The organism is Streptomyces sp. NPDC028308 (genome assembly GCF_055565855.1).
Window position 1 is genome coordinate 185,657 of sequence record NZ_JBVHTO010000016.1, and the last position, 12,078, is coordinate 197,734.

At 76.1% G+C, this 12,078-nt stretch carries 9 protein-coding genes; 3 read left to right on the forward strand and 6 right to left on the reverse strand.

The features are described 5' to 3' along the window. The first annotated feature begins 13 nt into the window (after positions 1-13). Positions 14-1,261: an MFS transporter gene (locus ACZ4VA_RS34020; RefSeq protein ID WP_468083827.1), complete on the forward strand. Its 1,248-nt coding sequence runs from the start codon at positions 14-16 to the stop codon at positions 1,259-1,261. Positions 1,262-1,445: 184 nt separating this feature from the next. Here the strand turns inward: ACZ4VA_RS34020 and ACZ4VA_RS34025 are convergent, their stop codons facing one another. From ACZ4VA_RS34025 to ACZ4VA_RS34035, 3 genes are all read right to left on the reverse strand, one after another. Next, the gene (locus tag ACZ4VA_RS34025; protein WP_356168966.1) at positions 1,446-4,361 is read right to left on the reverse strand and encodes a helix-turn-helix transcriptional regulator; all 2,916 of its coding nucleotides are present in this window, start codon (positions 4,359-4,361) and stop codon (positions 1,446-1,448) included. Between the two features lie 155 nt (positions 4,362-4,516). Beyond that, positions 4,517-4,753 carry a hypothetical protein gene (locus ACZ4VA_RS34030; RefSeq protein WP_355794254.1) on the reverse strand — a complete coding sequence of 79 codons (237 nt, stop codon included), beginning with the start codon at positions 4,751-4,753 and terminating at the stop codon, positions 4,517-4,519. A 53-nt stretch (positions 4,754-4,806) separates the two neighbouring features. Next, positions 4,807-8,118: a type 2 lanthipeptide synthetase LanM family protein gene (locus tag ACZ4VA_RS34035; RefSeq protein WP_468083829.1), complete on the reverse strand. Its 3,312-nt coding sequence runs from the start codon at positions 8,116-8,118 to the stop codon at positions 4,807-4,809. 538 nt (positions 8,119-8,656) lie between these two features. Between ACZ4VA_RS34035 and ACZ4VA_RS34040 the strand changes: the two genes are divergently transcribed. Together ACZ4VA_RS34040 and ACZ4VA_RS34045 are read left to right on the forward strand one after the other, a co-directional pair. Then, positions 8,657-9,268, forward strand: a complete 612-nt coding sequence (locus ACZ4VA_RS34040; protein WP_356168960.1) for a helix-turn-helix transcriptional regulator — start codon at positions 8,657-8,659, stop codon at positions 9,266-9,268. Further along, positions 9,265-9,930 (forward strand): response regulator transcription factor, encoded by a 666-nt coding sequence (locus tag ACZ4VA_RS34045; RefSeq protein ID WP_468083831.1) that lies wholly within the window; start codon positions 9,265-9,267, stop codon positions 9,928-9,930. Before ACZ4VA_RS34040 ends, ACZ4VA_RS34045 begins: the two co-directional genes overlap by 4 nt. Positions 9,931-10,114: 184 nt before the next feature. Here the strand turns inward: ACZ4VA_RS34045 and ACZ4VA_RS34050 are convergent, their stop codons facing one another. From ACZ4VA_RS34050 to ACZ4VA_RS34060, 3 genes are all read right to left on the reverse strand, one after another. Next, positions 10,115-10,855: a Type 1 glutamine amidotransferase-like domain-containing protein gene (locus tag ACZ4VA_RS34050; protein WP_356168954.1), complete on the reverse strand. Its 741-nt coding sequence runs from the start codon at positions 10,853-10,855 to the stop codon at positions 10,115-10,117. Between the two features lie 157 nt (positions 10,856-11,012). After that, entirely contained in the window at positions 11,013-11,708 is a 696-nt protein-coding gene (locus ACZ4VA_RS34055) for a 4'-phosphopantetheinyl transferase family protein (RefSeq protein ID WP_389391888.1), read from the reverse strand. Positions 11,709-11,787: 79 nt separating this feature from the next. Next, positions 11,788-12,039 (reverse strand): MbtH family protein, encoded by a 252-nt coding sequence (locus ACZ4VA_RS34060; protein ID WP_388905634.1) that lies wholly within the window; start codon positions 12,037-12,039, stop codon positions 11,788-11,790. Positions 12,040-12,078 lie beyond the last annotated feature (39 nt).

Here is a 12,078-nt window from a genome sequence, read left to right on the forward strand (position 1 = left end):
CGAAAGGCACCCCATGGCCACCACTCTCGCCGACGCCGGTCCCCGGCTGTGGGCACCGGCCCGGCAACGGCCCTTCCAGCTCCTGTGGCTGGGACAGTCGCTGTCCCTGCTCGGCGACGGCTTCAGCGTCGTCGCCTTCTCCTGGATCACCCTCGAACTGACCGGCTCCACCCTCGCCCTCGGCTACGTCCTCGCCTTCCAGGCCGTACCCCGCGCACTGCTCACCCTGGTGGGCGGCTCCCTCGGCGACTCCTGGTCCACCCGCACCCTCATGGTCGCCTCCAGCTGGACCCGGGCGGCACTGATGGCGGGCGTCGGACTCGCCGGACTGAGCGGGCAGCTGACGGTGGGGACGCTGTGCGCGGCGGCCGCCGCCTTCGGCGCCGTCGACGCCTTCTTCCAGCCCGCCCGCGTCTCCATCCTGCCCTCCGTCGTGGACAAGGACCTGCTCACCGCGGCCAACGCGCTGCTGGGCACCGGCGCCCGGACCGCCGCCGTCATCGGACCCGCCGTCGGCGGTGTGGTCATCGCCGTCACCCGCGCGCCGGTCGCCTTCCTCGTCGACGCCGTCTGCTTCGCCCTGTGCGGCTGGTGCGTGGCGAGCATCCGCACCCGCCCCGGCGCCGGCCGTGCGCAGACCGGCGCGGCGAAAGAACGCACACCCCTCGGCATCCGCATCCGCGAGGGTGTCACCTACACCTTCCGCGACCCCCGGCTGCGGACGATCGTCGCCCTCGACACCGCCGTCAACTTCTGTTACGCCGGGCCCTTCACGGTCGGCTTCGCCACCCTCGCCGACCAGGTGCTGCGGGGCGGCTCCGCCACACTCGGCGTGCTCAACGGATCCCTCGCCGGCGGCGCGATCCTCGGCACGCTCGCCGGCGGCGCGCTCGGCGGCCGGCCCCGGGTGGGCCTGCTGGTGGCCGCTCTCGCGGGCTGGCTGGGCGCCGGAATGGCCGTACTGGGCCTGGTGCACAGCACCGCGGCCGTCGTGGCGACCGTGCTCGCCATGGGCTTCGCCATCGGATTCCAGGGCGTGTTCGGACTCAGCTGGATCCAGCGGAACATCCCGCAGGACGTGCTCGGCCGAGTCGTCTCCGTCGACATGGTCCTCGGCTACGCGGCCGCCCCACTGTCACTGATCGCGTGCGGTGCACTGGCACGGATCGACACGTTCGCCCTGTTCGCGGTGGTGGCCGCCGTCCTCGCCGCAACGGGCCTCGCGGTCCTCGCCTCACCCGCGGTACGCGAGATGCGCTAGGCCGTGTCCGCGAAGTCCCGCCTGTTCCGCGACGCCTGGCACGCACTCTCGCCGCACCGGGCGAAGCCCCGAGTACACCCAGTACGAGGGACTCCGCCCCGCGCACCGAGAGCACGCACCAGACGCCGCGGAACCCGTCCTCCGGGCGGACGACGGGACTTCGCGGACACGACCTAACCCGGCTTCAGGAGGACCGCAGGGCGGCCGACCGCGCGCACAGGTCCGCGCGGTTGGCCGCCCCCGTCTTGGTGATCAGGCTCGCGATGTGCTTCTCCGCCGTACGGGGCGAGATGAACAGCCGGTCGGCGATGTCCTTGTTGCCGAGCCGCTCCGCGAGCAGCCGGAACACCTCGAACTCCCGCACGGTCACCCCCTGCGCCCGCAACTGGTCGGGAATGCCGCTGGTTCCGGTGCGGTGCTGGTGCACGGGAGCGCCGAGCCGGCGCAGCGCGGCCCGGCAGGCACCCGCCACGGCCGCCGTGTCCCGCTCGTGGAAGTGGTGTTCGGCGCGCCGCAGCCAGCCCACCGGATCACCCCAGCCGTCCTGGTGCGCCGCGTCGGCGATCAGCCGCAGGCCCAGGTGCTGGGCCAGCGGGTACGGCTGCGCCAGCGCCAGCGCCGACTCCACCGCCGCCGCGGCGCGCGCGCCCGCCCCCTCCCGGCCGAGCAGCACGGCGTCGGCGAGCAGCACGAACTGCCGGTTCCAGCGCATCCGGGCGACGGCGGTGGCGGTGACCTCGTCGTGCCGGGCCCGGTCCGCGTCCCCGGCGAGCACGTCCAGCAGCAGGACGAGGCCATGGGTGCCGCTGAGGTGGTAGGTGGAGGGGTTGTCCGCCTCCAGCGCCACCACCGCCCGCAGCTCGGCACGGGCCAGCTCGCGGTCCTCCTCCAGCAGCGCGCAGAAGGCGCGGGCCAGACCCAGGCACAGCGGCTCCTCCTGCGAGCCGGCACCGTCCCACTCGGTGAACGCGGCGAGCGCCGCCAACATCGCCGTACGGTCCCCGCGGTGTGCCTCCAGGACGGACTGCGCCATCAGGACGTACCGCACGGCGGGCGCCAGCCGCAGGCGCCGTACCACGGCCAGGCATTCGGCGGCGGCCGCCCGGGCGCCCTCGTAGTCGCCGCGCAGCACCGCGTCCAGCACGAGGATGCCGTCCACGGTGTGCACGAGGTGCACCGAGCCGAGCCGCAGCGCCTCCGCGCGGGCCGCCAGCAGACCCGAGGTGTCGCCCTCGGCGAGCCAGGCGTTGCCGCCCATGCGGGTGGCCGCGTACATGCGCTGCAGCGGCAGGCGATGGCGTTCCGCCGTGGCGAGGGCCTGTTCGAGCATCGCCTGCGACTCCTGGGGGTCCCGTTCCCTGGCCACGGTGGCGAGCAGCTCGCTGGCCTGGCAGGCGACGACGGGCAGTCCGTACCGCTCGGCGGTGTCGGCGGCCGAGCGGGCCAGCTTCTCCGCGTGCTGGGTGCGGTCCGGCCCCGGGGTGTCCAGGGCCAGATAGGCGGCCGTGACGTCGACGGCCGCGGCCGTCGCCTCGTCCGGCGCGCTCGCCAGCATCTGGCGGGCACGCACGATCTGGCGGTTGCCGTCGCTCCACCGCCCCGCCGTGTGGGCGACCTTGGCCAGCCGGGTGTGCAGGGCGGCCAGGCGCGCCGGGCTCAGCCCGGACCCGCTCAGCACGTGCAGGTCCTCGGCCAGCTCGAAGGCGCGGGCGAAGTCACCGGCCTCCGCGAGGGCCGGCAGCAGGTTCTCCAGCACCTCCGCCCGCGCCTGCGGATCACCGGCCTCGGCCAGCAGGCCCTCCGCGCTGCTGAGCAGGGTCACGGCGGAGCCCAGCGCGCCCGCCGCCAGGGCCCGGCCGCCGGCCTCCGCGAACAGCAGCCCCGCCTCGATGCGGTCCCCGGCCTCGCACCGCAGCCCGGCCGCGAGCGCGCACCAGTCGCCGCCGAGGCCGGGGTGCAGTTCCTCGGCCGCCTCCGCGCCCCGCCGGGCCAGCTCCGCCCGCTGACCCGGCGTCATCTGCGTGAACAGCGCCTCCACGGTGAGGGAGTGCCGGAAGGCGTACCAGTCCGGAGCCGGCTCGTCGGGGATGACCAGCCGCGCCGCCACGCCCGCGTGCAGATGGCTGAGCAGGGCCCGGTCGTCGACGCCGGTCATACGCTGCAGCACGGTGAGCGGGAAGCGCCGGCCAAGGACGGCGGCGGCCGACAACAGGGTCAGGCCCTGCGCGCCCAGCCGGTCGATGCGGCGCAGAATGCCTCGCGCCAGCGTCGAGGAAACGTCACTGCGCAGATCTCCGACCGCGCGCCAGCCCTGCGGCCCCTGCACCAGCGTCCCGGCCCCGATCATCGACTGCAGCAGCTCCTCCACCAGGTACGGGCTGCCCGCGCTGTCCTCCCACAGCCGCTGCAGGACCGCCTCGGGCACCTCGTCCGGGCCCTCGGCACCGAGCTGCGCCGCGATCATGCCGTGCACCTGGGGCCGGGTCAGCGGCGGCAGCTCGACCAGAGCCGCGACGCCGCGCCGGCGGGCGGACTGCGCGAGGTCCAGCGCCTCGCTGAAGTCCGTGCGCACGGTGGCCAGCAGGAGTACGGGTGAGTACTCCAGGTTGTCCACCAGGTACTCCAGGACCCCGAGCGTCTCGGGGTCGGCGTCGTGCAGGTCCTCCAGCAGGAGCAGCTGGCCCTGCCCGCGCCCGGCGGCGGTCAGCAGGCGCAGCACCGCCTCGCCCAGGATGACCATGGAGCTGCTCTCGCGTTCCCCGGTGTCCCAGTCGGGGATCAGCCGCCCCAGGACGGGGCGGTAGGGGCCAAGGGGCAGGTCGTCCATGGGCTCGCCGCCGCGGAACAGCGACATCAGCGCCTCGGTGAGGGGACGGAACGGCACGGCCGGCCCCGTGGTGCTGCTGCGGCCGCGCAGGACGCGCATCCCGGCGTCCAGCGCCCGGCCCACCGCCTCCGCCGCGAGCCGTGACTTGCCGACACCGGCCTCGCCGACCAGGAAGACGACACCGCCGCGTCCCTGCCTCGCCTCGGTCAAGGCACGTTCGAGCAGGGCGATTTGGGGGTCCCGCCCGACCAGGGATGGCGCATGGGAACGCATGGACGCAGATGATAATCGGAATATCCTGATCTGCGGCAGGTCGCCCGCTCCCGGTCTCTCCCGGCCGCTTCCGTCACCGGCTCCCGTACGCAGCACGGCGGCGCGGACCCGGCGAACGGGCCCGCGCCGCACGCGGTGTCGGTACTGACTGGCCGTCAGTTCGGTGCGGAGACCGAGGTGTCCAGGGTGCTCAGCGTGATGACGACGCCGCTGGTCAGGACCATCCCCGCCAGTACGCGGGCCCGGGCGCAGGCGCGGTTGCGGCCCTTGAGCGTGACGCCGCCCGCCGCGTCCTGCTCGTCGGCGGCGGTCTCGGTGACGTCGGCGGCGGTGGTGGCGAGGTGCTTGTCCATGACGGTGATCCCCTTCTGGTGTCCCGTGCGGATGCGCACGGTGTGAGGTGGAGCGGTGCCGTGGTGCCGAGGAGCGCAGGTACGTGGGTCGGTCAGTGGCCGGGGTGTCCCAGGAGCAGGACGGACGGCACGTGTTCGGGCCGGGCCAGGCGGAGCAGTCCGTAGCCGATGCCGGACAGTCCGGTCAGCAGCCCGGGGGAGGGGACGTGATCGGGGGTGGCACATCGGTGGCTCTGCGCCTCGACGAGGGCGAGCACCTGACCGCTGCGCCGGTTCAGTGCCTCGGCGGCGGTCGCGTCGCCCTGTCCGGCGAGGACGGCCAGCGCCTCCAGCGTGCCGAGGGTGCCCTGTCCCAGGCTCAGGTCCGGGCGTACCTCGGCGTCCGCCAGCCGCTCCGCCGGCCGGGGCGCACCCGGTCGCGGGGGAAGGTGGGCGGCGGGAAGGCGGGCGGCGGCGGCCGCCACGCCCGCGAGCCCGTCGGCCCAGGACGTGTCGGCGGGCGCGGCCCCCGCGCCCCGGAGCGCGGCGCGGAGCAGGGCGTGGGCGGCCCCCGTGTGCCGGGCGGCACGTCCGGGCCGCCGGGCGGCGTACCGCAGCAACGCCCACCCGATCCCCGCGGCCCCGTCCGCGAACCCGGTGCGCCCGCCGGCCGCCACGGCCCCGCCCGCAAGACCGGTCGGGTCGATCGCCGGGGTGCCGTCCGTGTCCGTGCGCGCGGTGTGCCCGCCGTTGCCGGTGGCGCTGCTTGCGACTCCGGTGCGCACACCGGCCGCCACGGCCCCCGCGACGCCGGCGTCCGCGGCGCTGCCCGTGAGGCCGGCGGCCGTGTACGTCGCGGCCATGCCCTGCGCGGCGCCGGACACCGTCGTCAGCAGCCGGTCCGCCACCGTGTCCGCCAGCCGCAGTGCCGCCGGATCGCCGGTCGCCTCGTGCGCCGCGACGGCGGCCGCCAGGGCGCCGGCCGTGCCGCCGGCGAGCCCCGGGTCGGGGCAGGCCGCGACGGCGTGGCCGAGCGCGGTGAGCGCGTCCGGCAGACAGCCCGTCAGGTCCTCGCCGAGCAGCCCCGACAGTCGCACCAGGGCGTAGACGATGCCGCCGAGTCCGTCGTAGGCGCCGGGCCCCGCCGCCGCGCTCAGCTCGGGGTCGCAGGCCAGTGCCTTCAGCAGGCCGGGCAGCGGCCGGACCGCCTCGCGGGCCGGGTCGGCGTACCGGCCGGCCCCGACCAGCGCGTCCGTGTGCGCGAGGAACAGCGCGACCCCGCAGTAGCCCTGCGCGAGCCCGGCGCCCATCGGCAGCACCGCCCAGTGCGGGCCGGAAACCCGTTCCAGACCGAGCCAGTTGGTGCGGCCGCCGTCCCGTACCGCGCGGGCCGCGAGCTCGTCGGCGATCCCGCACGCGGCGGCGAGCAGCCGGGACGCCTCGGGCGCCACCGCCGGTACCGGCGCCACCGCCAGCTCGGAGCGGGGCCGGTCCAGCGGCGAACCGGTGCCCCGTGCCGCCAGCGTGGCCGCGATGATCCACTCCTGGTCGCGGCAGTCGACCTCGTCCATCCGGGCGATCTTCTCCCGCACCGCCGCCAGACTCGCCACCGGCAGCACTCCCGCCAGCCAGGTGCCGTCGGCCGCCCGGACCCCCGTACCGGACGGCCGGTGCGCGAACAGGGGGACGTCCCCCCGCCACAGGTCCGCCGTCTCGTGCTCGATGAGCCGTCGGCGCACCTCGTCGTGCTCGGACTCGGTCCACAGCACCGCGAACACGCTCTCCCGGGCGAGCGCGTCGCCGAGCAGGGAGGGGTGGGCGGACTCCTCCAGCAGCGTCGTGTACAGGCGGGTGGAACGGGCGATGAGCCGGGCCGGGCTGCCGGCGCGGGAGGCCAGCGGGCCGTCCTCGCCGAGCAGTTCACCGCCGTCGGCGGCGATCGCCGCGTACGCGGTGCGAAAGCCCTCCAGCAGGGCCGCCCGGTGGTCGGCGCCCTGCAGCGGGCGCCCGGCGGGCAGCGGCTGGTTCTGCGCGGCCGGGCTGAGCAGCGGCGCGCGCACGGCCCGCATGGTGTCCCGCCCGCTGTCCTGCCAGTGCAGGCCCTCGCTCGGGAAAGTGCCGTCGGTGGACCGGCCGAGCGCCGAGATGTCCAGCGCCCCGTGCTCGCCGATCAGCAGGTGGGGCAGCAGACAGGTGCGGTGTACGGAGGCGTGCAGGGCGTCGGCGGCCGGGTCGGCGCCCGCCGTCATGGGCTGCGGGAGCCCGGTGTGCAGGAGCGTCTCGGCGTCCACCAGGACCGGCTGGTCACCGCAGGCGATGACGTTCTCGTAGTGCATGTCGGCGCCGTCCACCGCGTAGAGCAGCGCCAGCAGCGCTCCCTGGCGCCGGTAGAAGGCGTCGGTCTCGGCCACCGACCGGCACCAGCGGTGCTCGACGAACTCCAGCCAGCCGTACGAGTTCCGGCGCAGGCTGCGCGCAGTGCGCAGCGCCAGGCCGGGCACCTTGGCGTTGAGCCAGGCCACCAGGTCGTCGAGCAGGGCGTGCTGGTCGAGCGGCCGGGGCTTGTACACCAGCCGCTCGCCGCTCGCGAAGTGCAGGACCGCCACGGACCGGTGGCCCTGGTGGGCGTCTCCGCGGCCCAGGTCGACCCCGGTGAGCGCCCCGGGGGCGCGACCGCCGAGGAGGGTGGTGGTCAGGGCGTCCCGGTCGGCGTGGAAGCGCGCCACCAGTTCGGCCGTCGCCTCCGTCGCGTCCAGCGCGCTCTGCCCGAGCATCCGGGCGAGCACCGGGTAGGCGGCGAACAGGCTGCCCAGCCCCCGGCGGGTGCCGGCGGCGGCGACGAAGGAGGCGAACCGCTCGCGCGGGCCGGCGCCGCTCAGGCGCCGGGCGCGCCGGGCCAGGTCGAGCTCGTGGACCAGCGTGCGGGCGGCCTGCCGGACCAGGTGGTGGGTCAGCCGGCACTCGAACGCGCCCCGCCAGACGGCTCGTTCGGCAGCCGGGACGCCGGGCAGCAGCTCGGCGAGCCGGGCGGAGGCCGCGGCGACGACCGGGCGTACGACCGGTGCGAAGGCATCGGGTCCCTCACCGGGCACCACCGGCTCCGCCGTGTCCTCGGCGTCCGCGTCCAGGACCGCTTCCACGTACGCCGCCCAGCGGGGCTTCACCGTCCGGGCGGCCAGCCGCTCGGCGGGCTCCGCCGCCAGGGCCGCCGCCGTGGCGCCGTCCACCCCGAGGTGGGCCAGCCGCAGGGCGAAGCCCTCCGCGTCACCGGCGGCCCAGGGGGCGCGCCCGGTGGCCCCCGGAGCGGCGGGCGCCACCGGGAGTCCGGGGGCGGCGAGCCGTTCCGCGAGGGACAGCGCCGGAGCCCACCAGGCGAGTGGCAGGCAGGCGCTCCGGGGAGTCGGGAGGCTGGTGGTCTCGGTCACGGGAAAGAAGTTCGCAGACCCCCTGCGGCCCCCACATGGGGAAGCGGCCCCCATATTCTGCGCGGGCTGCGCCCCACCGGTGGGTACCGCGTGCGCGCAGACGCCCCCGGACGGGGAAACACGCAGGTCGAACCGGGATCCCGGCGTCCCCGGACAGGACCGGGGGAGCGCCGCACTTACGCCTGCGCACGCCGGTACGGCCCGCTGCACCCCCCCACTTCACGGGCCCGCGCCCGCACTTCCTGCGGGTCGCACCCGGGCACACCCCCATTCCCGAGGGCGCGCACCCCCGCCCCCCTCCGTCCTCCCGCCCCCGCGCGTACGCCCCGGACACCGCGCGGCTCGCCCTGCCCGCCGCCGGCCGCCGCACACCGCACCCGGGAGGCGGCCTTACGGGGGACAGGGCCGCCCGCCCCGCGGGAAAGGTGGGGACCGGCTACCGATGCCCGCGCCCCGCCGCCCACGGCACGGTGGGCGCAGTACCCCAGACCGCCCGCAGCGCTCATGACGGGGCGGACGACCTTTCAAGGAGCAGCAGATGGGAGCACCCCTACCCGTCGGTGTGGTCGCGCTCGACCCGGTGCTGGAGGCAGGCACCCGCAGTACCCTGCTCGCCTGCCCCGAGCTGAGCGTGTGCGAGCCCGGCGACGCCCGGGTCGCCGTCCTGACCGTGGACCGGCTCGGCCCCGCGGAACTCGACATGGTGCGCACCACCCGCGCCCACCGGCAGCACCCCGCCGTCGTCCTGGTGGTCGCCGCCCTCGCCTCCGGCGACGCCCTGCACGCCCTGGCCGCCGGCGCCCGCGGCCTGCTGCTGCGCCGCGACGCCGACGCCTCCCGTCTCAACCACGCGGTGCTGGCCGCCGCCCGGGACGACTGCACCCTGCCACCCGAGCTGCTCGAACAGATCCTGGAGCGTCCGGCGAACACCCGGCACGGCTCGGGCGGCTGGGCCGACGGCATGCTCTCGGACCGGGAACGCTCGGTGCTGCGGCTGGTCGCCGACGGGCACGAGACAGCGGAGATCGCCCAGCAGCTGGCCTACTCGCCGCGCACCGTCACCACCGTCGTCCACGACATCACCCAGCGGTTCAGGCTGCGCAACCGTGCCCACGCGGTCGCCTACGCGCTGCGGGCAGGCATGCTGTGACGGCCACCCTGATCGCCCCGCCCGCGCCCCCCGCGCCCCCCGCGCCGGCCACCCAGGTCACGCCCGGCACGCTCCCTTCGCGCCCGGTCCTGCGTATCACGCCCTCGCGCGGCGCGGACCGCGTCCGCTCCCTCGCCCGCCGCGCCGGCTTCGCCTGCGAGCCCGAGCACGGGCCCGCCGGGACCGGGAGCGTGGTCGTGGTCGTGGCCGCCGACGCCGAACAGGCTCTGCGCGGCGGGCGGGATGCCGGCCGGCTGCTGCTCGTGTGCGACACCGTCAGCCGCCCGGGCCTGCTGCTGGCCCTGCGCACCGGAGCCGTCGTCCTGAAAACCGCGGACCTCACCGAGGAGACCCTCGCGGCCGCGGTACGCCGCGCCGCCCACCCCCATCCGAGCATCCCCTACCCGGAACTCTCCCACCTGCTGACCGCTACTCCCGGCGGCGGCGAACCGGTAGCGGACGTGCGGCCCCCGGCCCTGACGGCCCGCCAGATGTCCGTGCTGCGCCTGCTGGCCGAGGGCCACGCCAACGCGGGCATCGCCCGCCTGCTGGACTGTTCCGAACACACCGTCAAGAACGTCATCTACGAGATCATGGGGCGTCTGCAGGCCCGCAACCGGGCCCACGCGGTCGCGCAGGCCGTGCGCCACGGCCTCGTCTGACGCACGCCAGGGCGCCGGGCCGGGGGGCGAGCCGCATGACGCCGGGCGTCAAGAGCGCCGCCCGGGCGCTCCACCCGCCCCACCCCGTTGCCGTGTCCGGCACTCGGCACAGGGGTGAGGGCGGGGCGGGCCGAACGCGGGGCGGACGAACGCCGCACCGTGCGCATGCGGCGGGAGCGGGCCGTCAGAACGCGGGCGCCGGCAGCAGCCGCGGTACGAGCCGTTCCTCCACGACCCGCTCGCCGTCCCGGCGCACCACGTAGGCGGCCTTGTCCGGCAGTTCCGCCACCACCTCGGCCAGTTCGGTGCCCCGGTAGACCAGGCCCACCCCGTCATCGGTGCAGTGGGCCCTGGCGAAGGTGCCGTCGGCGACCAGGCGGTGGATCAGGGGACGCCGGCCCGGGTCGGAGTCGTAGTGGACGCCGTTGCCGTACGGAAGCAGGCCAAGACCCCCGGTCACCGGGCGCAGTTCGGGTCCGAAGGAGTCCGTGGCACCGCCCTCGAACCAGCAGATGGAACCCGCGCTCACCCCGGCCAGCACCACACCCGCCCGCCACGCGCGCCGCATCACCGCGTCCAGCGCGTGCACCCGCCACACGGCGAGCAGGTTGGCCACCGAGCCGCCCATCACCCACACCACGTCGTGGTCGAGGACCGTGCCCTCGACGTCGTCGACGTTCGGCATGGGGAACAGGTGCAGCGGGGTGAGGTCGAAGCCCGCGATCCGGGCGGCCTCCGCCATCCGCGCCGCGACGTGCTCGGCGTCCCCCACCGCCGTGCCGACGTACAGGATGCGCGGGCGCCTGCCGTGCACGCCGGACAGGTGCACCGCGTGGTGGACCAGAGCATCGAAGAGGACCCGGGCCCGCGCGCCGACGCGGTGGCCTCCGGACGTGGCGAGGATGGTCGGTTCAGCACCGCTCACGACCGTGATCGTAGCGCGGTCCCGCGCGCCGGGAAGGGGGGAAGCCGTGAAGAGCGCACTGCCGGCCCGTACCTCGCGGGGGAGCACCCCGACAGCACGGCGGGGACCGGTCCGATGACCGGTCCCCGCCGTGCTGTGAGTGCTGTCGGGGGCGCCCTCACGGTGCCCGCAGGGCCACCGCCGCCCCGTACCCCGCGGGGACCAGGACGTCCCGCACGGTCCACTGCGGCGACGGAGCCGCCGGCCGCGGCCCGGTGCCCACGTAGTCGAGCGCCGGATCCCGCACCAGCCCGGTGCCCAGGCCCTTGAGGTAGGCCTCCTTGCGCACCCAGGCCCGGGTGAAGGCCGCCGGCCGCTCGTGCGCGGGCAGCCGCGCCAGTTCCCGCGCCTCCCCTGGGTGCAGCGCGGACTGCGCGCCGAGCACCGCCTGCGCGGTGGCCAGCCCCTCCACGTCCACACCGACCGGCGCCGGGGCGAGCGCCACCATCACCAGGTCCCCGCTGTGCGACAGGGAGAAGTGCACCCCGGCCGTGCGCAGCGCCGGCCGGCCGTGCGGCCCGCCGCAGCCGGCGCACGGTTCACGCATCAGCGGCAACGCCTCGGCGCGGATGCCCAGCAGCACACTCAGCACACTGCGCAGCGCCGCGTGCGCGACCACATAGGCGTCGCGGTCCCGGTCGCGCCGGAACGCGCGCGCCCGCGCCCGCTCCTCCGCGTCCAGCAACTCCCGCGCGCGCCGCAGCGCCCGCTCGTCCTGCGTGCCGACCTGGGCCAGGTACAGCTCCAGCGGTCCCCGCAACGCCCGCGGGCCCGCCGGGTGCGTCCGGTCGGGCAGCGCGGACAGGTCCAGCACGGCCGGGCACAGCCGTTCCGGTGGCGCCCCCTGCGGGGGACCGTGGGCAGGCCGCGACAGGAGCCGGCCCGGACGGCCCTCAGACATCTGCCCCGGCCAGCCGGCGGCGCAGGCTGAGCGGGCGCATGTCCGTCCAGATCACGCCGATGTGGTCCAGGCACTCCTGCCGGCTGCCGCGCCGGCCCTCCGGGTACCAGCCGGCGGGCACCTCACGGTCCGCCCGCCAGATCGAGTACTGCTCCTCGTCGTTGCGCACCACGAGGTACACCTCGTCGGTGCCGGGGCGCGGTGTCTCGCCGCCCGCGCCGGCCGCGGAGTTGGGTTGCGTCACGGTGAACCTCCCGCAGGTGATGGGGCCGGCCACAGGTCA